This window comes from Filimonas lacunae, assembly GCF_002355595.1.
Taxonomy (GTDB): domain Bacteria; phylum Bacteroidota; class Bacteroidia; order Chitinophagales; family Chitinophagaceae; genus Filimonas; species Filimonas lacunae.
Map to the genome: position 1 here is coordinate 7,671,106 of NZ_AP017422.1, position 24,633 is coordinate 7,695,738.

16 protein-coding genes are annotated in these 24,633 nt (G+C 43.2%); 9 read left to right on the forward strand and 7 right to left on the reverse strand.

Annotated elements, in window-relative coordinates:
* Positions 1-84 precede the first annotated feature (84 nt).
* From porK to porN, 4 genes are all read left to right on the forward strand, one after another.
* Positions 85-1,314: a T9SS ring complex lipoprotein PorK/GldK gene (gene porK, locus FLA_RS30455; protein WP_455423355.1), complete on the forward strand. Its 1,230-nt coding sequence runs from the start codon at positions 85-87 to the stop codon at positions 1,312-1,314.
* Between the two features lie 156 nt (positions 1,315-1,470).
* A complete protein-coding gene (porL, locus tag FLA_RS30460) occupies positions 1,471-2,229 on the forward strand; it encodes a type IX secretion system motor protein PorL/GldL (RefSeq protein ID WP_076379688.1) in 759 nt (252 codons plus the stop codon).
* 61 nt (positions 2,230-2,290) lie between these two features.
* Positions 2,291-3,829: a type IX secretion system motor protein PorM/GldM gene (porM, locus tag FLA_RS30465; RefSeq protein WP_076379687.1), complete on the forward strand. Its 1,539-nt coding sequence runs from the start codon at positions 2,291-2,293 to the stop codon at positions 3,827-3,829.
* Between the two features lie 19 nt (positions 3,830-3,848).
* On the forward strand, positions 3,849-4,952 hold the full coding sequence (porN, locus tag FLA_RS30470; protein ID WP_076379686.1) for a type IX secretion system ring subunit PorN/GldN: 1,104 nt from the start codon (positions 3,849-3,851) through the stop codon (positions 4,950-4,952).
* A gap of 215 nt (positions 4,953-5,167) precedes the next feature.
* Here porN and uvrC read toward each other — a convergent pair whose 3' ends face one another.
* The 4 genes from uvrC to FLA_RS30490 are packed head-to-tail and all read right to left on the reverse strand — an operon-like array spanning position 5,168 to position 9,650.
* The gene (gene uvrC, locus FLA_RS30475; protein WP_076379685.1) at positions 5,168-7,006 is read right to left on the reverse strand and encodes an excinuclease ABC subunit UvrC; all 1,839 of its coding nucleotides are present in this window, start codon (positions 7,004-7,006) and stop codon (positions 5,168-5,170) included.
* Positions 7,007-7,021: 15 nt separating this feature from the next.
* The gene (locus FLA_RS30480; RefSeq protein ID WP_076379684.1) at positions 7,022-7,618 is read right to left on the reverse strand and encodes a hypothetical protein; all 597 of its coding nucleotides are present in this window, start codon (positions 7,616-7,618) and stop codon (positions 7,022-7,024) included.
* A gap of 46 nt (positions 7,619-7,664) precedes the next feature.
* Positions 7,665-9,038: an outer membrane beta-barrel protein gene (locus FLA_RS30485; RefSeq protein WP_076379683.1), complete on the reverse strand. Its 1,374-nt coding sequence runs from the start codon at positions 9,036-9,038 to the stop codon at positions 7,665-7,667.
* A gap of 27 nt (positions 9,039-9,065) precedes the next feature.
* Positions 9,066-9,650 carry an RNA polymerase sigma factor gene (locus FLA_RS30490; protein WP_076379682.1) on the reverse strand — a complete coding sequence of 195 codons (585 nt, stop codon included), beginning with the start codon at positions 9,648-9,650 and terminating at the stop codon, positions 9,066-9,068.
* 150 nt (positions 9,651-9,800) lie between these two features.
* Here FLA_RS30490 and FLA_RS30495 point away from each other — a divergent pair, with 150 nt between their 5' ends.
* From FLA_RS30495 to FLA_RS30515, 5 genes are all read left to right on the forward strand, one after another.
* Positions 9,801-12,188 carry a TonB-dependent receptor gene (locus tag FLA_RS30495; protein WP_076379681.1) on the forward strand — a complete coding sequence of 796 codons (2,388 nt, stop codon included), beginning with the start codon at positions 9,801-9,803 and terminating at the stop codon, positions 12,186-12,188.
* 194 nt (positions 12,189-12,382) lie between these two features.
* Positions 12,383-14,356, forward strand: a complete 1,974-nt coding sequence (locus tag FLA_RS30500) for a glycoside hydrolase family 97 protein (protein WP_076379680.1) — start codon at positions 12,383-12,385, stop codon at positions 14,354-14,356.
* 17 nt (positions 14,357-14,373) lie between these two features.
* Complete coding sequence (locus FLA_RS30505) at positions 14,374-16,788, forward strand: glycoside hydrolase family 127 protein (protein ID WP_076379679.1); 2,415 nt, start codon at positions 14,374-14,376, stop codon at positions 16,786-16,788.
* 11 nt (positions 16,789-16,799) lie between these two features.
* A complete protein-coding gene (locus FLA_RS30510; RefSeq protein WP_076379678.1) occupies positions 16,800-19,361 on the forward strand; it encodes an alpha-L-arabinofuranosidase C-terminal domain-containing protein in 2,562 nt (853 codons plus the stop codon).
* A gap of 9 nt (positions 19,362-19,370) precedes the next feature.
* Positions 19,371-21,101, forward strand: a complete 1,731-nt coding sequence (locus tag FLA_RS30515) for a DUF885 family protein (RefSeq protein WP_076379677.1) — start codon at positions 19,371-19,373, stop codon at positions 21,099-21,101.
* A gap of 73 nt (positions 21,102-21,174) precedes the next feature.
* Here FLA_RS30515 and FLA_RS30520 read toward each other — a convergent pair whose 3' ends face one another.
* The 3 genes from FLA_RS30520 to FLA_RS30530 form a co-directional block, all read right to left on the reverse strand.
* The gene (locus FLA_RS30520) at positions 21,175-21,507 is read right to left on the reverse strand and encodes a DUF983 domain-containing protein (RefSeq protein WP_317043527.1); all 333 of its coding nucleotides are present in this window, start codon (positions 21,505-21,507) and stop codon (positions 21,175-21,177) included.
* A 187-nt stretch (positions 21,508-21,694) separates the two neighbouring features.
* Positions 21,695-22,978, reverse strand: a complete 1,284-nt coding sequence (locus FLA_RS30525) for a UDP-N-acetylmuramoyl-tripeptide--D-alanyl-D-alanine ligase (protein WP_076379841.1) — start codon at positions 22,976-22,978, stop codon at positions 21,695-21,697.
* Between the two features lie 97 nt (positions 22,979-23,075).
* On the reverse strand, positions 23,076-24,617 hold the full coding sequence (locus tag FLA_RS30530; RefSeq protein WP_076379676.1) for an SUMF1/EgtB/PvdO family nonheme iron enzyme: 1,542 nt from the start codon (positions 24,615-24,617) through the stop codon (positions 23,076-23,078).
* Positions 24,618-24,633 lie beyond the last annotated feature (16 nt).

A 24,633-nucleotide genomic window follows, 5' to 3' on the forward strand; every position in this document is an offset into this window, starting at 1 on the left:
ACCCTTCAATAACCTTTATTGACAAAAATGAGAAGCCAATTATTTGCAATAAGCGCACTAACTGCCTTAACCGCCATCTTGGTGATGGGCGGTTGCAAACCGAGTGGAAAAGGAGGCGGAGCGCCTAATGATGGTCAGCTACACGGAGTAGCTCCCTCTACACGAGCTAGTATGGGACGACCCATTGGAATGGTGTATGTGCCACCAGGAACCTTTCACATGGGACCCAGCGACGAAGACGTAAACTACAGTTACACAGCCCGTAACAGGCAGGTGTCTATCAATGGATTCTGGATGGACGCTACCGAAATTACCAACAACGAGTACCGTCAGTTTGTAAACTGGGTGAGAGATTCTCTGGCCGCGGTACAGTTAGGCTATTTCAAAACAGGAACTACAGGTGATACTGCGGTAGACTGGGCTAAAGCCAGAACTATCAAGTATAGCGACAAAGGCACCCTGGAAAAACTGAATGCTATGGTGCTGGCTCCTGACAACAGGCTGTACAACAAAATTGAAATTGATCCAGACAAACTGGAATACAATGTACAGGGCTTTAACCTGAAAGAAGCTGCCAGACGCGAAAACGCTGGTAACCGCAGCAGGTTCATTTACCGTTACAATCAGAAAGTGTATCCGGATACCTTAGTTTGGATGCGTGATTTCTCTTACTCTTATAATGAGCCAATGGCTAAACGTTATTACGCTCACCCTTCTTTTGGCAACTACCCTGTTGTAGGTGTTAACTGGAAGCAAGCTGTAGCATTTTGTCAATGGCGTACTATGTACCTGAACAGCTTCCTGGAACGTACTAAAAAAGCTACGGAGAGCGATTTCCGTTTGCCTACAGAAGCAGAATGGGAATATGCTGCAAGAGGTGGCCGTACACAATCTATGTATCCTTGGGGTAACCCTTACGCCAGGAACAAAAAAGGTTGTTTGTTAGCTAACTTTAAACCAGGCAGAGGTAACTATCCGGAAGATGGTGGCTTCTATACTGTAAGAGCTGATGCTTACTGGCCTAACGATTTTGGCTTATATAATATGGCCGGCAACGTAGCTGAATGGACTTCTTCTTACTACTACGAAGGTGCTTACAACTTCCAACATGATATGAACCCTGATATTCGCTGGGATGCTAAGGAAACTGATCCTCCCCGTATGAAAAGGAAAGTGGTTCGTGGCGGTAGCTGGAAAGACGTAGCTTACTACCTGCAAACAAGCGCACGTAACTACGAATACCAGGATACAGCTAAATCTTATATTGGTTTCCGTTGTGTTATCGACTTACCAGCTCAACTGAGAAGACGATAATACCGGGGGAAAGAAAGGGTATAAGTTAAAATTTAATCCGTCTTTATTCAATAAAACAGACAACAAAGCGTTCTTTTGGGAGAAGCGTTTGATTAAGTGTGTATCCCTTTGAATAGTTTTTCAATCAAAACCGAAATTTTAAAAAACATCTAAGTTATGGCATCAGGAGTTTCCCCAAGGGTTAACAGGCTTGTAAACATTTTTGTTTGTGTGGGCGCTGCAGTAGTTATCTTCGGCGCAATGGCTAAAATTCTTCACCTATCCTGGGCAGACTGGGCGTTGAAGATTGGTTTGACAACAGAGGCGTTAATATTCCTGGTGTATGCATACCTGCCACCACCAGAAACTGGTCACGCTCCAGCTGCTGCCGCTGCTCCTAAAGTAGAAAAAGGCAATCCAGCTTTAAAGAGCATGGAAAAAATGTTGCAGGAAGCAGACATCACTCCAACCAACCTGTCTAAATTAAGCGACGGCTTCAAGAAACTGGGTACTACCGTTGATAAAATGGGTGAAATCAGCGACGTTGTAGCTGCAACTGGCGATTATACTCAAAAAACAAGAGAGGCTACCCACGCATTGGCTTCTGTTAAAGACGCTTACGTTCAAACTGCAGGCGCTTTATCTTCTTTCAATCAGGCTTCTGATTCTACCAGAACTTTCCACGAGCAGGTTCAGGTACTGACTAAGAACTTAACTTCTTTAAATACCATTTACGAATTAGAATTACAGGAAAGCAACAACCACCTGAAAGCGTTGAACTCATTCTACGGTAAGTTGAACGAAGCTTCTACTGCTATGCAGGGTAGTGCTGATGACGCTATCAGAGCGCAACATCAGATCGCTTCTCTGGCAAACAACCTGACCAGACTGAACCAGGTGTATGGTAACATGTTAACTGCTATGCAGGGTCGTTAATCCATCGCGTTTGCTAAATCCTAAACAATTTTGTAAATAGTAATTAAATTATAAACGCGATATGGGACTTCCTGCGGAACCGCGGCAAAAGATGATTAACATGATGTACCTGGTGCTTACCGCACTGCTGGCACTGAACGTATCATCTGAAATATTGAACGCATTCAAAACTGTGAACAACAGTTTGATACACGCGAATGAAATAGTAGACCAGAAGAATAATATGGTTATGTCTTCTTTCAAAGACAAATTGAAAGATGCTCAAACCCGTGAACAAGCTGCTAAATGGGAACCTTTAGCAGAAAAAGCACAAAGCCTTTCTGACGAAACTTACAAATACCTGGAAAGCTTAAAACAAGAGCTGAAAGTAGATGCAGGATTAGTAATGGAAAATGGCGAAGAGCATTTCAAGGAAGACAACATGGATGTTCCAACCAAATTATTCCTGGAGGCTCCTAAAAAGAAAGGTCCGGAATTACTGAAAAAACTGGAAGATTTTAAAGCCCAGTTATTAGGTCTGGATCCGGAAGTTAAAAAAGATCTGGAAAAAAGCTTACCACTGGATTTAGAAGTTCCTCATACCCATGGTTCTGAGAACAACAAAGAGTGGGACTACGCTTATTTTCATATGACGCCGGTTATCGCTTCTATTACTATTCTGAGCAAATTTCAGAACGACGTAAGAAACAGTGAAGCAATGGTGTTAGATAACCTGCACAAAAGAGTAGGTGAAGTAAAAGTGATCTTCAACAAGTTTCAGGCTATTGCCAGCCAAAGCTCGGCTTACCTGATGCCAGGTCAGGAATTAACACTGACTGGTGGTGTAGGTGCTTTCAGCGATGCTGCAAAACCTACTGTAACTATCGATGGTCAAACTGTTCCTTTAAATGCTGATGGTGTTGCAGAATATAAAACTACTGTAGGTGGTCCAGGTGGTTATACCAAGAAAATGGTGATCACTTATACAAAACCTGATGGTACTTCTGCTCAGTTAAGCAAAGACATTGCTTACACAGTAGGTTCACCAACCGGCGCTTCTGTAAGTGCTGATAAAGTGAAAGTATTGTACATCGGTTTAGATAACGACCTATCAGTGAGTGGTGGTAGCGTAGGTGACGAAAAAGTTACTGCTTCTATCAATAATGGTTCACTGCCCAAAACTGGTCCAGGTAAATACGTAGCTAAGCCTGCTTCTGTAGGTAAAGCCACTGTAACTGTAACCGCTGACGGCAAACCTACTTCATTCGAATTCAGAGTGAAAACTGTACCCGATCCGGTTGCCATGATTGGTAAAGAAAAAGGTGGACGTGTACCGGTGAACCAGATTAAAGCACAACAAGGTGTACGTGCTGAATTAGAAAACTTCGTATTCGAAGGCGTACAGTTTGATGTAACAGGTTATGTAGTATATGCAACGGGTGCTGGTTTCTCTAACCCAGGCATTGCTCCTAACCAGGGTAGCGCTTATTTCAACGCTGATTCTAAAAGAATTCTGAGCAAACTGCAACCAGGTTCTACTTTAGTGATCGATGAAATTAAAGCAGTAGGCCCAGGTGGTACTACCAGAAAATTACCACCATTGGTATTTAACTGTTATTAATCATTAATACAGAGAGATTATGAAACGCAGTATATTAAAAATAGCAGGTTGTTTAACGCTGATGGTTGCTTTGGCTGCTGTCTCTGTAGATGCGTCTGCACAGAAAAAGAGAACTAAAAAGAAGCGTGATACAACGGATCAAAGTGGTTATGGAACTACGCCTAGTGGTTACGGCACTCCGACTCAGCAGCCTGCTACTAATAATAATGACAATGGTTTAGGTGCTTATGGCACTCCTGCCGGTCAACAACCAGCTGCTGCTCCTGCAGGTAATGTACCTATTGAGGTAATTCCTGGTGCGGGTGGTGGATTAGGTGACACTATCAAACCTTCTCTTCGTAACGACAACGCTATTGAGAGAAACCTGGTAAAAGAAAGGATACCTCTGGTGTATGACCATATTCGTGAAGATGATGCGGTGTATCGTCAGCGTGTATGGCGTATTATTGACGCAAGAGAAAAAGTAAACCTGCCTTTCCGTTATTCAGCTAATGAAGACAACGGTAACCAGCGCTTCATATCTATTTTGTATGATGCAATAACAGGTCCGGATAGCGTTACCGCATTTAACGGCGACGACGACCGTTTCACTATTCCTTTAACCAAAGAGCAGGTAACACAGGCTTTAACCGGTGGTGCCGCTATGGATACTGTAGACGTAACTGACCTTAACGGTAACGTTATTAAAAGAGAAGTACGTTCTAAACAAGTTCCTGTTGACTCTATCTATCAGTTTAAAGTAAAAGAAGAGTGGATCTTCGATAAAGAATCTTCCCGTTTGATTGTACGTATCTTAGGCATTGCGCCAATGATGCACATGTACACCAGCACCGGTGTTGATTTGGGCGAAGACAGAATTCTTTTCTGGGTATATTATCCTGATTTAAGAGCTTCTTTGGCTACACACGAAGTGTTTAATGGTAAAAACTATGGTGGCAGAATGAGCTGGGAAGAACTGTTCGAAAACAGAATGTTCGCCAGCCGCATTGTAAAGTCTACCTTAGACAATCCATTCGACAGAGAGCTGAAAGAGTATATAAAAGATCCTCTTTTCCGCTTGCTGGAAGGTGAAAACATTAAAGAAAAAATATTCAACTACGAACAGTCTCTTTGGGCTTACTAGTAAAAGATATTTAAACCAACCAATAAAAAAGGGATACGTGAAAATGTATCCCTTTTTTATTTCTTGTTTATTCCCGCCTGTTGTGATTTTTTTTCAAAAAAACTATCCCTAAAACTTGGTGGGTTACTAACATTCGTTATATTTGTTACGGTTTTTCATAGGATATTGGATTTTAAAACGGGGTAGGATTTCAATCCAGGCCCCTCCCTTTTTCTTCACTCACTTTCTTCTTTATCTATCTCTGTTTCATCGAAATGATGAAAATAATTCCAGACCAATTTAGCTTTTGCATTTCCTATTTCTGTTGTCAATTCCTCTATAGAAGCTTCTTTTACTTTAGTTACAGAACGGAAAGTTTTTAATAACTGGGTAGCAGTACTATCACCAATGCCTTTTATACCTTCCAGTTCATTTTTGAAGGTGCCTTTACTACGCTGATTACGGTGGAAAGTAATGCCAAAACGGTGTACTTCGTCCCTGATACGGCGGATGAGTTTTAAACTTTCACTGTCCCAGGAAAGCTTTAAAGATTCGCTATCTCCCGGGAAAAATAATTCTTCTTCATTTTTAGCTAAACCAACCAATGTCATCTGGCCTGTCAGGTTCAATTCGTGAATGCTTTCCATAGCGGCACCCAGTTGTCCTTTACCGCCATCAATAATTACCAGTTGGGGTAGGGGCGCATTTTCGGTGCTAAGGCGCTTATAACGTCTGTAAACCGCTTCCTTCATGGTGGCAAAGTCGTTGATGCCTTGCACCGTTTTTACATTAAAATGCCGGTAATCCTGTTTGCTGGGCACCCCCTCTTTAAAGCATACCATTGCCGATACCGGGTAGCTCCCCTGAAAGTTAGAGTTATCAAAACATTCAATATGAACCGGTAAAACGGGCAATTGCAAATCTTGCTGCACATTGTACAATACCTGCTTACGTTCCATATCAGTATGGCCTTCCAGTTGCAGTATTTTGCGTTTACGCAGCTCTTCCTTAAAGTAGTTTACATTTTTGTAGGAAAGGTCCAGCAGCTTTTTCTTATCCCCTCCTTTGGGAATAGTAAGGGACAGCGCTGTATCGGCTAACTCCACCGTAAAAGGCGCCACTATTTCATCTGCTATGCTGTTAAAGGTTTCACGCAGGTTTACAATAGCAAATGCCAGTACTTCTTCATCCGGTTCTTCCAGTTTGGTTTCCAGTTCTACCGTGTGGGTTTGCACAATAGTGCCGTTTTGTACCATCAGGTAGTTAACATAGGCAGTTTCATGCTCCTTTAAAATGGTAAACACATCCAGGTTACCCAAATGCCTGCTTACAATAACAGAACGTGCCTGGTAGTTTTCAAGATGCTCCAGTTTTTTACGCACCATTTCTGCCTTTTCAAACTGCAGGTTCATGGCAAAATCTTTCATCTCCTGCTGAAAATGCTGAATAACCGGTGCCAGGTTGCCTTTCAGCATTTGCCGTATCTGTTGCAGGCCGCTGGCGTAATCCTCATCCTGTTGCAGGTTTTCGCAAGGCCCTTTGCAGTTACCTAAATGGTACTCCAGGCAAACTTTGAATTTACCTTTATTGATATTGTTACGGGTTAAGTTAAGCTTACAGGTACGGAGGGGAATGTACTGCCTGATAAAATCGATCAGCTCCCTAACCTTACCTGCCGAGGTAAAAGGCCCCAGGTATTCACTGCCATCATTAATTTTTCTGCGGGTAAGAAAAATACGCGGGAAGGGTTCTTTTTTGATAACAATATAAGGATAGGTTTTATCATCCTTCAGGTTGATATTAAACCGTGGCTGAAACTGTTTAATCAGTGCATTCTCCAGCAGAAAAGCATCCTGTTCCGAATCTACAATCGTAAATTCAATACGCTGAATACGCTGAACAAGCTCGTGCGTTTTATAGCTGACAAACGTTTTATTGAAATAAGAACTAACCCTTTTTCTAAGGCTTTTGGCCTTGCCTACATATAATAAAACACCTTCGGTATCAAAATATTTATAAATACCCGGTTGTAAAGGAATGGTACCTGCAATTTGTTGAAACTGTTCGGCCGTCATAGTAAAAGCCTCCTGTTATTTATTCTCATTCCATACAACAGTGGTTTGACTGGTATGTTCATCCTTGCCATTCAATATGATAGTTTTAGCAATGCTGCAACTGCTATTTGCCTTCCAACCCAGTTTATAAATAAAGGTGGTATCAGCTGCCTGTTGCATAATGCTCATAAATATCCGTTTTACCATTTTGGTTTCCTGATTCAGCATTATATCTACCTGTTGAACAGGTAACTCTTTATTACGGGTGGAGTAGCTCATAGTAATACTATGTGTGCTTTCATCATTAAAAGCATCTTCCCGGTAGTATTTTTTTACCGTAGTATCTTCTATGGAGTATTGGGTGAACAGATTTACTGTATGCATAAATTCCGCTACCGTTAACACAGCCGAATCGCGTTGTTGTGCTTGTGTGGTAATTTTATAAATGAAGTAGGGCGTAGTGCTTACATCTTTTATCTGTTGCTGGAAAAAGCTGTGTACAGGATAAAACTCTAATGAATCATTGTCGTTGGTTAAATTCTCCGGGGCTTCTTTAGGTTTGTCTTTACACGATACTGCTAGTATAGAAAATAATAGGCCCGCTGCTAAGTAAGAAAAACGTAAACATTTCATGCTGCTAAGTTACAACGCTGCCGGTGTATTGCAGCTGGTAACATGCCTATTTGATGGGAGTAGAGAAGCCTAGTTTTATACCATAATCCAGTAAAAACTCCCTGACTGGGTATTGGTTTTTGAAAGTAGATAACTGCTGATAACGGAACTGCGGACCAATTTGCCAGGTTATTTCGCCGGTTCTGTAGCTGATAAATGTTTCAAAGCTGGTATTAATATTCCACCGGCGTGCCAGGGAAGTGCCGCCTACATAGTTTTTGTAATCCGTGCTGATAATATAAGCCTGGTTTTGTAAAATGTAAGTAGGTTGAATAGATGCGCTTACGTGCCAGGATAATTTTTTCCGTTCCCAGCCTTTCCAGCTGATACTTACAGGTATGGCTAACTCGCGGTATACGTTCTGTAAGGTTACCGGATAACTGCCTTTGAGGTTACGGTAGGGAGTATAGGTAGTAAGCGTGTCCATACCACTTAATGCTACATTAGCCCTTTCGTAGTTAAAGGTAGAAGCTTCTATATTGTATTTACGGCTGTTATATTGTAAGCCAGCCTTGATAGTAAATTGCTTGTTCAACTGGTAACCGATGGCAAATCCTATTTCAAAGCCATTGGCTGGTGTATGCTTTACCACGCTATTGACATCATCTGTAGCGGGAGGTGCTATGGGGGCATTGTCTAAACCAGGTGCAGATTTGGTGTTTTTTCCCGATACCAGTCTGCGATAGGTTTGTGAAGGCGTTACATACAGCTGAAAGCTCCAACGGTCGTTGCTGGCTGCCTGGTTTATTACAGGGGCGGCCATAGCCGTGTGGTTTTGGGCAGCTTTTACGCTTTTTTCCACTGGGGCAACGGAGTGTTCAGCAACTGTGTTGTGCGCTATTACCATACTGTCTATATAGCTATCCGCAACAATAGATATGTTTTCAAGGCTGGCAGGCGGCATTGCCTGAAATACAGCTTCAGGTAATATAGAAGAAACCGGCTGGTTCAGTAGTTCAACAGTGGCAGTGGTGGAAATATTCTGTAAACTGTCTTTAGAAGAAATTACACTGGCATCTGTGGCATACATGTTTAAGCGCTCTGTGGCATAGGCTATTGTCTTTTGGGTAATAGCACCGGTAGCCAGGCTTTCTTCCAGTGATTGTATGTTGGAAGCACTGTCTTTGGCAGTAACGGGAATTTTGCTGGCCAGTAAATGGCTGCGGTAAAAGAAATGTTCTTCTGGTTTTACCAGTAAGGTGCCTACCACTAATGCGGCTATAATAAAAAGGAGTATAAATGGCAAAGCGGGCCAGCGTACATCTTCATGCAGCTGCTGCTGTATCTTTCGCCAAACATGGTCGGACGGATAAAGGCGGTGCTGGTTAGCCCGGTTTTCCAGGAACTGCTCCATTTCATCTTTATACAAGGGATCATGCATTGGTCTAACTCAAAATAAATGGTCTAATTAAGTAGTGCCTAAATTAGGCATCAACGCTGCATCGCCACCAGGTTTTTCTATTATTTTTTTCCTGATAAGCAAGTCTTCCAGCATTACCCGGGCGCGGGTGTACTGGCTTCTGCTGGTACTTTCGCCTATTTCCAGCATATCGGCGATTTCTTTGTGTGAATAGCCTTCTATTGCATAAAGATTTAATACGGTTTTATAACCAATAGGCAGTAAGCGAATGCACTCTACCACCTGTTTTACCTGCATAATGGCAGAAATGGATTCCTCCCTTACCTGCATATATTGCTCTGCATGAATCAATTCTACGTTATCCGAAAATTTCTTGTCTTTTTTGAGCTGGTTAATACAGGTGTGCACAATAATACGACGTATCCAGCCTTCAAATGATCCGCGGTTTTCAAAACCTCCCATTTGTGTAAATACTTTGATAAACCCCTCCTGCAGCATGTCTTCTGCGTCTTGCCTGCTTTGTGAAAAGCGATAGCATACAGAGAGCATTCGTGGGCTATAGCGGTTGTACAGTTCCCGTTGGGAAACCGGATCATTTTGTAAGCAGCCTAGTATGAGGGCTTCCTCCGTCATGAGCTTAAAGGTTCTGCCTTAAAATTAAGAAATTTTTAATACCAAACTACTTCAATAAGGGGGTAATAGCTGAATAAATATTTTTTTGTAACAATGTTGTAAATATGACGCTTGCTTGTTTATATTTGCAACGGCGTAACAAAAACAACAATGAAAAGAATCCTTTATCTATTAGGGCTTGTAATACTATGTGTACCAGGCCTGTATGCGCAAAACGCAACTTCGGGCAAGACAGTAGCTGTTTTATCCGGCAAAGTAACCGATGCTACTTCCGGTAATGCACTACCTGGTGCAACGATATTTATACATGAACTGAAAACAGGAGTGATCTCTCAAAATGATGGTTCTTATACCAGTCCTAAACTCAGGCCTGGAAAATACCTGGTAGAAGTATCCTACCAGGGATATGGTTCTGTTATTGAAACCATTAACCTGCAACAGGCTACCCAGGAGAATTTTGCTTTAAAAGAAAGTATTGTAGAACAGGAAGGCGTAACGGTAACCGGTGTTACATCAGCGACAAAAACAAAACTGTCGCCACAACCAGTAGTGATTGTAAAGCGTGACGACCTGATAAAAACCACTTCCACCAACCTGATAGATGCACTGAGCAAAGCTGTGCCTGGTGTCACCAATATTGCTACCGGCCCGGCCATCAGCAAACCTGTTATCAGGGGCTTAGGCTACAACAGGGTAGTAGTAGTGAATGATGGTATGCGTCAGGAAGGCCAGCAATGGGGCGATGAGCATGGTATTGAAATAGACGATTATAGTGTACAGCGTGTAGAAGTGTTGAAAGGACCGGCTTCTTTAATGTATGGTAGCGATGCTATGGGCGGTGTAGTGAACATACAATCTTATACACCGGCACCGGAAGGCACTATGGGAGTGAATGTGTTAAGTGAATATCAAACCAACAACAGGTTACGTGGTGTGTATGCCAATGTAAACGGAACTAAAAATGGTATTGACTGGAATGCATATGGTACTTACAAAGGAGCCGCTGACTATCAGAATAAATATGATGGCCGAGTTTATAACTCTAAGTTCTATAATAAAAACTTTGGAGGTTTGCTGGGCTACACGGGTAAATGGGGGTATAGCCGCATTAGTGCTTCAAATTTCGATCAGCATATCGGCATGGTGGAAGGAGAGCGGGATGATGCTACAGGGGCTTTTGTAAAGGCCGATGGCGAAATTGCTACTAATGCCGATTTTAATAAAATAAAGCCGCAGATCCCTTTCCAGCATATTCAGCATTTTAAAACAGTTTGGGATAACAGTATTCGTTTAGGGGCAGAAAGATTAGACGCTATTGTGGCTTACCAGCATAACCAGCGCCGCGAGTTTGGAGAAAGTGAAACTGTGCCCAGCGCTTACTTTGATTTAAAAACGATCAACTATTCGCTGAAACTGCAACTGGCCGAACGTAATAACTGGAAAACTAGTGTGGGAGTAACCGGCATGTATCAAACCAACCGTAACAAAGCCGAAGAGCGTTTGATTCCTGATTATGACCTGTTTGATATTGGTGGTTTCGTATTTACACAATACACGAAAGATAAGCTTACAGTAAGTGGTGGTGTACGTTATGATAATCGCCATATTAACAGCCTGGCTACTTTTGATGAAACTGATTTAAAATTTGCTTCCTTCACTAAAAACTTTTCTAACATTTCTGGTAGTATCGGTGCCAGCTATGCTGCTTCTAAACAAACCACTTTTAAAGTAAACATCTCCCGTGGCTTCAGAGCGCCTAACATGGCCGAGCTGGCCAGCAACGGGGCGCATGAAGGCACCAACCGTTACGAAGTGGGTAATACCAATTTGAAATCGGAAACCAGTTTTCAGGTAGATGCCGGTGTGGAAGTAAATACCGAACACGTATCTGTAGCTGCTTCCCTGTATTATAATAATATCCGCAATTTTATCTTTTACGAAAAAATGGTGAATGGGGCAGGGGCAGACTCTGTGATAGCAGATCCGTCAGGTGACTTATTTGTATATCAGTTTGACCAGCATAATGCTAATTTGTATGGTGGTGAAATTAGTGTGGACATTCATCCGCATCCATTGGACTGGTTGCATTTTGAAAATATTTTCTCTTATACGCGTGCTCAGTTTACCAGTGAAATAGGGGGAACTAAAAACATTCCTTTTATTCCTGCAGGGCGCCTGGTGTCGGAGTTAAAAGGTAACTTTTTACCTAAAGGCAAAGGCTTGCGTAATGTTTATGCCAGTGTGGAAAGTGATTACAATTTCGCGCAAAATCATGCCTTCACCGGTTTTAATACAGAAACTGCTACCGGTAGCTATTGGCTTATCAACGCAGGCATTGGTACTGATATCGTTAGCAGGGGTAAAAAGATATTCAGCATCAGCATCAATGGCTTAAACCTGGCCGATGTGGCTTATCAGAATCATTTAAGCAGGTTAAAATACAATCCTGAAAACCTGGCAACAGGCAGAATGGGCGTATTTAATATGGGCAGAAACTTTAGTGTAAAAATTAATGTTCCCCTGAGCTTTAAAATATAACTATTTCACGTTTTTCTTTATAGCAGTAGGTTTTGGTTGTCCAGGGGGTATTCGAACAGAATACCCCTTTTTTGCGTCCTCTAATAAATTGTTAAAGGCGGTGTAATAAAAATGTGTATCCGGTTAATATAGGATCAAAACAGTGTAAAATTTAGGAAGGATAATGCTGGTGTGACGGGTAATTTTATGATGTTATGAGAAGTTGCACAAAAAGCCTGATTACTGGAATACTGATGCTTGCCGGATCTGTTGCTTATGGAAGTGATTATCTGCTGTATTCCCCGGACAAACAAATTGAAGTTAAAATACAGTCAAACACACAGTTAACCTGGTCGGTCAGTTATCACCAGCAGGCTGTGCTGGCGCCGTCTGTTATTGCCCTTGCTTTTACCAATGGTATGCAGTGTGGGGTGAATGGCAAGGTGTTGAAAGAACAGCGGCATAGTGTTAATGAGGTGATAGAAGCGGCAGTACCTGTTAAAAGCAGGTGGATTGCCAACCAGTATAATGAAGTAAAGCTGTTGTTTGATAAAAAATATGCCATTGTTTTCAGGGCTTATGATAATGGGGTGGCCTACCGCTTTGAAACTGCTTTTGGTGAAGGGGAGGTAGAAGTGGCTAAAGAGGATGCCGATTTTGTGTTTACAGGGAATAACCGCGTACTATGGTCTGATGAAAAAGATACCGGCTTTCAATCGCATTTTGAGTCGCTGTACATAGATAGCATGGTGGCTGCCTATGGTAGTGATAAACATGCGGCTTTGCCTTTTTATACCCAATCTTCTTCCGGCGTAAGCATGATTGTGAGTGAATCGGATTTATATGATTATCCTAACCTGTTTTTATTTGGAACAGGTACAAATCGGTTAACAGCCGGCTTTCCCAGGGTAATACAGCAGCAACGGCGTGTTGCTGACAGGCGTTACCAGATTACCCAGCTGGCGCCTTATATAGCAAAAACGAAAGCTACACGTACCTATCCCTGGCGATTGCTTACCATAGCGGATAATGATAAAGCTTTACTGGAAAGTAACCTTACTTACCAGTTGTCTTCACCAAGCGTTATTAAAGATGCCAGCTGGATAAAACCCGGGAAGGTGGCATGGGACTGGTGGAATGCGAACAATATATATGGGGTGCCTTTTGCATCGGGCATTAACACCGAAACTTATAAATACTATGTAGATTTTGCATCAGCTTATCACCTGGAATATGTAATACTGGATGAAGGCTGGTCGCGCACCACGGTAGATGTACTGCATAGCAATGCACAGCTGGATATTCATGAGTTAATACGCTATGCTACTACTAAAAACGTAGGCATTATTTTATGGACACTCTGGAACCCCTTAGACTCTGCACTGCACGAAACCCTGGATACCTTTGCGGCCTGGGGCGTAAAAGGCATTAAGGTGGACTTTATGGCCCGTGCCGATCAGTATATGGTAAACTACTACGAAAGGGTGGCTAAAGCAGCAGCAGACCGTAAGCTGTTGGTTGACTTGCATGGTGCTTACAAACCTGTAGGGTTAAACAGAAAATATCCCAACGTACTATCCTATGAAGGAGTACGTGGGTTGGAAAATGATAAATGGAGTGATGAAATTACGCCTAAGCATGATGTAACGCTGCCTTTTACGCGTATGGTGGCAGGGCCTATGGACTTTACGCCCGGAGCTATGATCAATAGCAATAAACGCAATTTCCATATTTCTTTTACGGAGCCTATGAGCCAGGGCACACGTGCGCACCAGGTAGCTATGTATGTGGTATATGAAAGCCCGCTGCAAATGCTGGCTGATAATCCTTCTAACTATTTACGTGACAGTGCCTGCACCCGGTTTATAGCACAAATGCCGGTTACCTGGGACACTACTATTGCCCTGCATGGTAAAGCCGGTGAATATGTAGCAGTAGCCAGAAAACACGGGGATAATTGGTATATTGGTGCTATGACTAACTGGACTGCACGCTCCTTAACTATACCGCTTACTTTTTTAGAAAATGGTCAATGGCAAATGCAGGCGTTGAAAGATGGCGTGAATGCCAATAATCATGCTGCTGATTATACAATAGAAAATGCAACTGTTACTGTCGGCGCTTCTATTACAATAGAACTAAGCAGTGGGGGCGGATGGAGTGCTGTACTTACTAAAAAGACTTTATAAGCAAATAATATATTACAATGGCAAATTCGATATACACCAAAGGACTGCTGCTGGCGGGCATTACATTGTTTGCTGGTAAGGCAACTGCGCAAAAGAAGGCTGATTATCCTATTCAACCTGTTGCGTTTACGCATGTAAAACTGAACGATCTTTTTTGGGAACCCAAAATAAGGGTGAATGCAGAAGTGTCTATTCCGTACACGTTAGAACAATGCAAAAAAACAGGCAGGATCAATAACTTTTTAAAGGCTGCCGGTAAAATGCCGGCGGATAGTTATACGGAATTTACATTCGACGATACCGATTTATACAAAGTGATTGAAGGTGCTTCGTATAGTTTGCAGGTTAAAAACAATCCTGCGCTGGCCAGGTATCTGGATACCCTGATTGCTATTATAGGTGCGGCACAGGAAGCTGATGGCTATTTGTATACTTTTCGCACTATGAAGGCTGCAAAGCCGCATGAATGGATAGGTAGTAAAAGATGGGTGAAAGAAGAAGACCTGAGTCATGAATTATATAATTCCGGCCATTTGTTTGAAGCAGCTGTGGCGCATTACCAGGCTACCGGAAAGAAAACCTTTTTAAATATTGCTATTAAAAATGCCGATCTGCTGGTAAAAACATTTGGTTATGGCAAGGAAGAAAGATTTCCCGGCCACCAGATTGTAGAAACAGGCCTTACCAAAATGTACCGGGTAACTGGTAAGAAAGAATACCTGGATCTGGCTAAGTTTTTCCTGGATGTTCGTGGCCCGGGCAAACAATACAGTTCTGAATATAGTCAGTCGCACAAAAAGGTAACCGACCAGCACGAAGCAGTAGGGCATGCGGTAAGAGCTGCTTATATGTACACTGCTATGGCCGATGTGGCCGCCTTAACCGGTAACCAGCAATATCTTTCTGCCATTGATGATATCTGGCATGATGTGGTGGATAAAAAACTATATATCACTGGAGGTATTGGAGCTACCGGTAATGGAGAAGCTTTTGGTGATGCGTATGATTTGCCCAATATGAGCGCTTATGCCGAAACCTGTGCAGCTATTGCCAATGTGTATTGGAACAACCGTATGTTTTTATTGCATGGCGATTCTAAATACATTGATGTATTAGAACGTACTTTATACAATGGCTTGTTATCGGGCGTTTCGTTAAGTGGCGATCGCTTTTTCTATCCTAATCCTTTAGCTTCCCTGGGCCAGCACCAGCGGAGTGCGTGGTTTGGATGTGCCTGTTGTATTTCTAACATGACACGTTTTCTGCCTTCTATGCCGGGATATATTTACGCACAAAAGGATAATCATTTGTATGTAAACCTTTTTGTAGGCGATACGGCTTCTATTAAACTGACCGCTGGTAATATTTCACTGATTCAGCAAACCAATTATCCCTGGGAAGGTAGTGATGTTATTACTGTAAACACAGCCATTAAAACACCGGTTGCTATACATGTCCGTATTCCGGGTTGGACTAAAAACGAGGCCGTGCCTGGCGATTTATATGGCGAGTTATCTGCTGATAAAAAGCCGGTAAAGATTTCATTGAATGGCCAGCCGGTGGAGTATGTGATGGAAAAAGGATATGCAGTGATTAACCGTGCCTGGAAAAAAGGAGACAAGCTGGAAGTGCTGTTTCCTATGGAAGTGCAACGTGTTATAGCCAATGAAAAAGTAAAAGCAGATATTCATCGCTTTGCATTGGAAAGGGGCCCAATGGTATATTGCCTGGAAGGGCCGGATAATAAAGATTCTACAGTGCAAAATATTGTGGTGTCGAAAGATGCTGCTGTACAGGTGGCTTACAAACCGGATTTATTAAAGGGCGTTACTGTGCTGCAAATGGAAGGCGCTTCTACTAAAAGACAAATCGGATCGGATGTATTAGTGCGCTCCACACAACAGGTAACAGCTATTCCTTATTATGCATGGGCTAACAGAGGGCCGGGCGAAATGGAAGTATGGATCCCTTATAACGACTCGGCAGCACGTCCTAAACCTGCTCCTACTGTGGCATCACGCAGCAAGGTCACTGCATCTATCACTAATGTCAGAATGTATCGCGCGTTGAACGATCAGTATCAGCCGCAGGATTCCAGGGATGCCAGTGCTTCCTACCTCCATTGGTGGCCTAAGAAGGGCACTACAGAATGGGTGCAGTACACCTTTGACAGTACACAAACAGTTTCTGAATCAGAAGTATACTGGTATGACGATGCGCCCTGGGGTGGTTGCCGTTTACCTGTGTCGTACATTGTTTATTACAAAAAAGGCAACGATTGGGTGCCTGTAGAAAATACAAGTGCTTACACCATTAGCAAAGACGCTTACAATAAAGTGCAGTTTAAGCCAGTGATTACTTCTGCATTGAAGCTGGAACTGAAGCTGCCTGATGAGTATGCCTCCGGTATTCATGAGTGGATTGTTAAATAAAAACCTGTTTGATGAAAAAACTATTTTGTTTGCTGGCAGGTGCCATACATCTGTGCGCAACAGGGTATGGGCAGGTAACAGCCACTATTCATGTAAACACAGCTACTACTGCCAATAAGGTATCCCCCACGCTACATGGTGTCTTCTTTGAAGAAATAAGCCATGCGGGAGAGGGCGGGCTTTATGCAGAGCTGATTCAGAACAGGGGATTTGAAGAATGTCGTATTCCGGCAGGAACCACTTTGCAAAACGGATTTCTGGTGCCAGACACTACCCGGCCGCATTTTATGCTGGAACCGGCAAAAACAGACTGGAAACTGGAATGGCCTTTAAAAAGCGATTGGCCGGCATGGAGCATGCAAAGCACAGGTAATAATAAAATGAGCCTGTCGCTTACACAAAGTCAGCCACTTAACAAAGCTACTCCTAATAATCTATGCGTATGGATGCAGGCTTATGATGCAACTGGTAAAGCCAGTGTAGTGAATGAAGGGTTCTGGGGCATCAATACCGTAAAAGATCATAAATATCATTTATCTTTTTACGCACACACCAGCGCCGATTACAAAGGGGGCCTTACTGTAACGCTACAGTCTAAAAAAGGAGCCGTACTGGCCAGCTATCATTTTAGCAATGTAAAAGGGAAGGAGTGGAGGAAATACACCTGCGACCTGCTGGCTACTGCCGATGATGGAGAAGCACAGTTTGCAATGTCGTTTGAAAGTGCAGGCAAAGTATGGCTGGATTTTGTATCACTGTTTCCTGACAACACATTTAATAACAGACCCAACGGATTACGCAAAGATATTGCCGGGCTGATAGCAGGAATGAAGCCTTCCTTCATCCGATGGCCCGGCGGTTGTTTTGTAGAAGGCATTACTATTGAAAGCGCACCGGACTGGAAAAAAACGATAGGCCCGGTAGAAGAACGGCCAGGAACTTTTAGTCCCTGGGGATATTGGAGTAGCGATGGTTTGGGCTACCACGAGTATTTGCAGTTTTGTGAAGATGTGCATGCAGATGCTTTGTATGTGTTTAATGTGGGTGTTTCGTGCGAGTACAGAAGTGGAACGTATGTGCCGGAAAGTGAATTGCAGCCTTATATACAAAACGCCCTGGATGCAATAGAGTATGCTATTGGACCGGTAACTTCTACCTGGGGGCGCTTACGGGCAAAGAATGGGCACCCTAAACCTTTTCCGCTGAAATATGTAGAAATAGGGAACGAACAGCATGGGCCTAAATATGCACGCCGTTATAACTTGTTTTATGATGCCATACGTGCTAAATATCCAAACATTGTTACTATTGCTAGCATGGGCATTGGAGATGTAAACCGGCATACACTGGATAGCATGAAGCAGGTACAGATAGCAGATGAACATGCCTATAAAGATGCTAACTGGATATTCCGCAATACAGATCATTTTGATAGGTACAAACGGGGTAACTGGGATATGTATGTAGGGGAATATGCCACCAATGCGGGTGTAGGAGCGGGTAATATGCAGGCAGCTTTAAGCGATGCTATTTATGTGATGAGTATGGAGCGGAATGCCGACCTGGTAAAAATGTCGAGCTATGCGCCCTTGCTGGTGAATGAGAATGATGTAGACTGGCCTGTAAATCTTATCCACTATACGGCTTCTCAAAGTTTTGCACGCATCTCTTATTACGCTATTAACCTGCTGGCTGAAAACAAAGCCGACATCAATATTCCCGCTAAGGTAACCATACAGCCTAAGTCAAAAGAAACAGCTGCTTTTGCAGGTGGTGTAGGTTTGGGTACCTGGGACACACAAACAGAGTTTGCTAATGTAAAGATTACGCAAAATGGCGCTGTGGTATATAGCAGCGACTTTGCGGCCCGTCCCGGAGAATGGAAGCCCATTCGGGGAAACTGGAACTATACCGATAGTGGAGCGTTGGCTCAAACGGCAATGGGCGAGCAGTTGCTGGCATTGTTAGCGGGTAAAAGCTTTGACAATTATACTATTACTTTACAGGCGCGCCGAACAGGTGGCATCAACGCTTTTCTTATCCCCTTTGCTGTAAAAGACAGCAATACCTATTTACGGGCGCACATTGGCTCGTGGTATAACAGTCATTGTGTGTTTGAATCGGTAACAAACGGATACGATGTGGCAGGTTTAACCAACCAGTTTCCTTTAGCCGGTAAACTGGAGAACAATAAGTGGTATAATGTAAAGCTGGAGGTAGGTAAGGAAGACGTAAAGTGTTACCTGGATGATAAGTTGTTAATGACTTATCGTGAACCTGAAAAGCTTTTTGCATTGGCCGGGAAGGATACTACTAACGGAGATGTGATTGTAAAGGTGGTAAATGCGTATGAAACGCCTGCGAGCATTCAATTGAATTTTGATGATGGATTTACTGCAACAGAAGAGGTGGCAGTGCTGCAATTGTCTGCTAATAAAACCACAGATGAAAATTCTTATCAACGCCCACAAGCTTTTGTACCTGTTGCCAGTGTAGTAAGCAGTATGGAGTTGAAGCATCCCTGGACCTGCAAGCCATTATCTATAACCGTACTGAGGTTTAAAAGAAAATAAATTGAATATATGCGTGCTTATTGGGTATATCTCGCTTTTTTAACAGCATCAGAATTAATGATGATCAACAGAAGTAGTGCGCAGGTTGCGGACATGAATGTGTATGAGCAAACAAGTGAAGTAAACAATCTGATGGTGCAATACCAGGCTGATAGAGGAAGCCTGGAACGCTTTTACCATATAGAGTTTTTGCCTGAAAGAAGGCAACGTTTGCAACAGATGACAGAAGGCTATGTGCAAAGGGTAGCCCGGTTGCCTTTTGACCAGTTGAATACGGGAGCTAAAGTGGATTATGTATTGTTTAAGCGCGATCTGGAAGAAACCCTGTTTCAACTGAAAGAGGAAGCGGCACAGTATGAAGCAGTGAAACAATGGTTCCCTTATGCCACTCAGTTGTATAGCGCTGTAGCATTGCGTAGCAGAGGGGCGTTGCCTGATGCGGCAAAGATGGCAGGCGAATGGAATAATATAGCTAAGGATATTGTGTTACAACAAAAAGCTTTAGCACAAAAAGGGCCTGCTTCGGCACAGCAATGTATTGCGGCAATTCATATCATTACCGGCCTGAGCCAGGCCGTAAAAAGTGTGTATGAGTTTTACAATGGATATGATCCGTTGTTTACCTGGTGGATGCCCCAGCCTTATGAAAAGCTACAGGCATTATTGCAGGAGGAGATCGCTTTTTTCAAGGAATACAAAAGCAAGGTTTCTACACAGGAAAAAGATGGTAGCGGCATAGTAGGAAATCCTATAGGCCGGGAAGCTCTGGTACGTAAGCTAAAGCTGGAAATGATCCCTTACACTCCGGAAGAACTGCTGTCTATTGCTGATAAGGAATTTGCCTGGTGCGATAAAGAAATGTTGAAGGCCTCTAACGAAATGGGTTTTGGTAACGACTGGCATGCTGCCATGGAAAAAGTAAAGAACAGCTATGTGACACCCGGTAACCAGCCTACTGCCATGTTACAACTGTATAACGAATCGGTTGACTTTATTAAACAACACGATTTAATTACGTTACCGCCACTGGCAGAGGAAACCTGGCGTATGAGCATGATGTCGCCGGAAAGACAATTGGTAAATCCGTTTTTCCTGGGTGGAGAAGAGTTTATTATTTCTTATCCCACTAACACCATGAGTCATGATGATAAGCTGATGAGCATGCGTGGTAATAACCCGCATTTTTCAAGAGCCACGGTGCATCACGAGCTACTGGCCGGACACGCCTTGCAGGAGTTTATGCAAAGCAGGTATAAATCGTACCGTCATTTTGAAACACCTTTCTGGATTGAAGGATGGGCATTATACTGGGAGCGTTTGTTGTGGGACCTGAAATTTCCGCAATCACCGGAAGACAGGATTGGTATGTTGTTCTGGCGCATGCACCGTTGTGCGCGTATTATCTTCTCCATCAATTATCATACAGGTAAATGGACTCCACAGCAGTGTATTAACTTCCTGGTAGAGCGTGTGGGACACGAAAAAGCCAATGCTGAAGGAGAGGTGCGCCGCTCGTTTGTTGGTGGGTATGATCCATTATATCAGATTGCCTATATGATGGGAGGTTTGCAGTTTGAAGCATTGAGAAAAGAACTGGTAGATGGTGGCAAGATGACTTATAAACAATTTCATGACGCCATTATCAAAGAAAATATGATGCCTGTAGAAATGGTAAGGGCTATTCTTACCAACCAGCCACCGAAAAAGGACTTTGTTACCAGCTGGCGGTTCTACAAGTAAACTGCGTTCAGTTAGTATTTGGAAAGTCAAATAAAAAAGCCGGAAGTCTTTCCGGCTTTTCATTTTTTATATTTTACCAGTTGCCCATTTGTTCGGGCACAATACGTTCTGGTTTGGCGGCTTCTTTTGTTTCCCAGTTAGGATCGTACTTTACAAACCAGCTTAGCCACAACGTGCGGCTTAAGCGCATTAAAACGGGTTGTAATAATAATAGTAATACACTGTTCACGCCCAGGTACCAGAACAGGCTGTTATCGTAAATAGAGATACCCAGTAAAACCCACCAGGCAACAAACATAGCTACAGAAAATGCTACTCCCAAAGCATAGCTTACATAGCTGGTGCCGTAGTAAAAGCCTACTTCAATTTCTGTTTGCTGACCACAGGTAGGGCAATTAGTATGCATTTTAATGTACTTGCTGCCCTTTAAAGCATAGGCATTATCCGAGACAAACAATTTCCCTTGTCGGCAACGAGGGCATTTATTGGTGAATACACTCCAGATATATAAAGGTTTACGTTGTGAGTGGGGGCGTTGCATAGATGCCATAAATTAAAACTGAAAGAATTTTGCAAAGGTACCATTAATTCTGCTATCCTTCTGCTAAAACACGTTCCATGCCAGTGCTGCGCGACCCTTTTACCAGTATATGTGTATGTTCAAAATGTTGTTGTTGTAACCATGCCTTAGCATCCAGTGCATTTTCAAAGTACAGGTAAGGGCCGGCTATTCCTTTAAAATCGCCACCTACCAGCACTACCTGGTTCCATTGGTATTGTTGTAACAAGGTTACCAGTGCCTGATGTTCTTGTTTGCTTTCCTGTCCCAGTTCCATCATGGCACCCAGTAATAACACTTTGGCAGGTGCATGTAAGGCCGCAAAGTTTTGAATAGCGGCACGCATGCTGGTAGGGTTGGCATTATAGGCGTCCAGTATAATGGAATTAGTGCCTTTTTCTATCAGTTGCGACCGGCTGTTGCTGGGTTTGTATGCTTCTATGGCTTGTTGTATAGCAGCATCCGGCACCTGAAAATAGTGCCCGGCAGTAATAGCGCATAATACATTAGGCAGGTTGTAGTCACCTACCAGTTGGGTTTGTAAAGTGTGGAAAGCTACGCCGCCGGTTACGGTAACATCCAGGAAAGGTTCGCTGGCCTTTACCTGGCCGGTGATGGTGCCTTTGCCGGTGCCATACCATACAATATGTTCTATCCCCTTGCTCATATCGTGCAGGTAATCATAATCGTCAAATGCGAATACAGTGCCCTTATTGGCGCGTAAATAGTCGTACAGTTCCCCTTTCCCCTTTCTTACTCCTTCGATGCCGCCAAAGCCTTCTAAATGGGCTTTGCCGCAGTTGGTGATAATGCCGTGGGTGGGTTTGGTATATTGGCAATAACCTTCAATCTCTTTCTGGTGGTTGGCACCCATTTCAATAACAGCCATTTGTGCATCTTCCTTTACGCGCAACAGGGTAAGCGGTATGCCTATGTGGTTGTTGAGATTGCCCTGTGTGGTATAGGTGATATAGTGGGCGCTTAAAGCGGCATTCACAAGCTCTTTGGTGGTGGTTTTGCCATTACTGCCGGTAATAGCTATAAAAGGAATAGTGAACTGATCTCTGTGATAACCTGCCAGCTGTTGCAGGGTGGTTAACGCATCTTCTACCAGTATCAACCTGCTATCGGGCACGGCCGGGGCTTCGTCAATAATAGCATAAGCGGCACCGGCTTCCAGAGCCTGCAACGCAAATTCGTTACCATTGAAGCTGGGGCCTTTTAACGCAAAAAACAAATCGCCCTTTTGTAGTTTCCTGGTATCTGTTTGAACAGACGGGTATTGTTTAAACAGGGAATATAATTCGGAGATAAGCACTATTCTATAAATTTTAAGCAAGTTAACGGATTCGTCTAAAAACAAAAAAGCCACCCGGCAATGAATGCGGATGGCTTTTTATTGTATTTACCTTTCCTTATCTTTTCTGTCTTCTGGTAGGGAAGAAGTTACCATTTTTGAATTTGGTAGCAGGGCCTTCAGGAGAACCATAGTGTGTCATTGCACAACGGAAACCTACCGTGCTGCTGCTTTGATCTTCTTCCAGGAAGCGGCGTGTGCCGGGGCTTAACCAGTAAGCCATATCGTTCCAGCTACCACCTTTAATTACTCTTGACTTATCGCTGATTAAGGTAGTAACACCGTAACCGTAAGAAGAAGTACTTAAAGAGTCACCATCCAGGTAGTTGATAGCATATGATTTCTGATAGTTACGACGCTCACGCAGTACAGAATCACTTTCAGGAATGTATTTGATTCTACCCAGGCTGTCGCGCAGGTTACCTTCACCACCGCTAACATCTATCTTTTTAAATTCGTTACCCCTGAATGGGCTCACGTCATCCATATCAACACCAGTTGTTGGACGGTATACGTCAGCAACCCATTCGTTTACGTTACCGCTCATGTTGTATAAGCCGAAACCGTTAGGGAAGAAAGCAGTTACTTCAGAAGGGTAAGCAGAACGGTCATTCAAACCACCGGGAGTACCCATGTAGTCACCATTACCACGTTTGAAGTTAGCGAGGAAAGCACCTTGCCAGTTACCTTTACGGGTAGCGCGCAGGTTATCGTATCCATCGTTTTTCCAGCTATAAATTTGTTTGTTACTGATTAACTCCTCACCACGTTGCTTTTCGCTTTTACGTTGTTGTGGGTTTTCGGTAATTAAACCTAAAGCAGCATATTCCCACTCTGCTTCTGTAGGCAGGCGGTAGTCAGGTAATAAGATACCATCTTCAAACTTAACAGTATTACGAGGACGGCCTTGTGCATCTTTCAGCGGATTCTTTTTAGGTTTACCAGGTACACCTTGGTACTCACCCATCAGGTAAGATTTGGTGTTGAAGTTTTCCTGGCCACCACCGTTTAATTCCTGCTTCAGCACATTTTGGCTTTGGTAACCTTTGTCAATTAATTCTTTTTCGTTTACCCTGTCGGTACGCCAGATACAGAAGTCATAAGCCTGTTTCCAGGTTACACCTACTACCGGATAATAGTTGTAAGATGGGTGACGGAAGTAATATTCCACTAATGGTTCGTTATAGCTTAACTCGCTACGCCATACCAGGGTATCTGGCTTGGCACCTTTTACCACTGCTTCATACTGAGGATCCTGAAACACGTTTTCCAGCCAGAATAAATATTCACGGTAGTGAACGTTAGCCACTTCCGTTTTATCCATAAAAAACGAGTTGATGGTAACACGGCGGGGAACGTTGTTCCAATCTCCCATCACATCTTCCTGCGTTGCACCCATGGTGAAAGTACCACCCTGTACAAAAACAAGACCGGGGCCGGTTTTAATGTCTTTTGCTTTTGCCACGTAGAAACCACTTGATTTTTTACCATCATTGTAGTTCCAGCCGGTTACGTCCGACTTGGCTTGTTTGGGTTTACAGGCAGCAAAACTGCCAAGGGTTGCGAGCAGCAACGTACAATTCCTAAGTCTTTGTTGCATTTATAGACCAGTTTTA

Bases quoted from the DNA above. Each gene is read 5' to 3' on its own strand.
- FLA_RS30530 (WP_076379676.1), bottom strand. From the start codon at position 24,617: ATGCAACAAAGACTTAGGAATTGTACGTTGCTGCTCGCAACCCTTGGC.
- porK (WP_455423355.1), top strand. From the start codon at position 85: ATGGGCGGTTGCAAACCGAGTGGAAAAGGAGGCGGAGCGCCTAATGAT.
- FLA_RS30510 (WP_076379678.1), top strand. From the start codon at position 16,800: ATGAAAAAACTATTTTGTTTGCTGGCAGGTGCCATACATCTGTGCGCA.
- FLA_RS30520 (WP_317043527.1), bottom strand. From the start codon at position 21,507: ATGCATACTAATTGCCCTACCTGTGGTCAGCAAACAGAAATTGAAGTA.
- FLA_RS30485 (WP_076379683.1), bottom strand. From the start codon at position 9,038: ATGCATGATCCCTTGTATAAAGATGAAATGGAGCAGTTCCTGGAAAAC.
- FLA_RS30490 (WP_076379682.1), bottom strand. From the start codon at position 9,650: ATGACGGAGGAAGCCCTCATACTAGGCTGCTTACAAAATGATCCGGTT.
- uvrC (WP_076379685.1), bottom strand. From the start codon at position 7,006: ATGACGGCCGAACAGTTTCAACAAATTGCAGGTACCATTCCTTTACAA.
- porN (WP_076379686.1), top strand. From the start codon at position 3,849: ATGAAACGCAGTATATTAAAAATAGCAGGTTGTTTAACGCTGATGGTT.
- FLA_RS30480 (WP_076379684.1), bottom strand. From the start codon at position 7,618: ATGAAATGTTTACGTTTTTCTTACTTAGCAGCGGGCCTATTATTTTCT.
- FLA_RS30495 (WP_076379681.1), top strand. From the start codon at position 9,801: ATGAAAAGAATCCTTTATCTATTAGGGCTTGTAATACTATGTGTACCA.
- porL (WP_076379688.1), top strand. From the start codon at position 1,471: ATGGCATCAGGAGTTTCCCCAAGGGTTAACAGGCTTGTAAACATTTTT.
- FLA_RS30515 (WP_076379677.1), top strand. From the start codon at position 19,371: ATGCGTGCTTATTGGGTATATCTCGCTTTTTTAACAGCATCAGAATTA.
- FLA_RS30500 (WP_076379680.1), top strand. From the start codon at position 12,383: ATGAGAAGTTGCACAAAAAGCCTGATTACTGGAATACTGATGCTTGCC.
- FLA_RS30505 (WP_076379679.1), top strand. From the start codon at position 14,374: ATGGCAAATTCGATATACACCAAAGGACTGCTGCTGGCGGGCATTACA.
- porM (WP_076379687.1), top strand. From the start codon at position 2,291: ATGGGACTTCCTGCGGAACCGCGGCAAAAGATGATTAACATGATGTAC.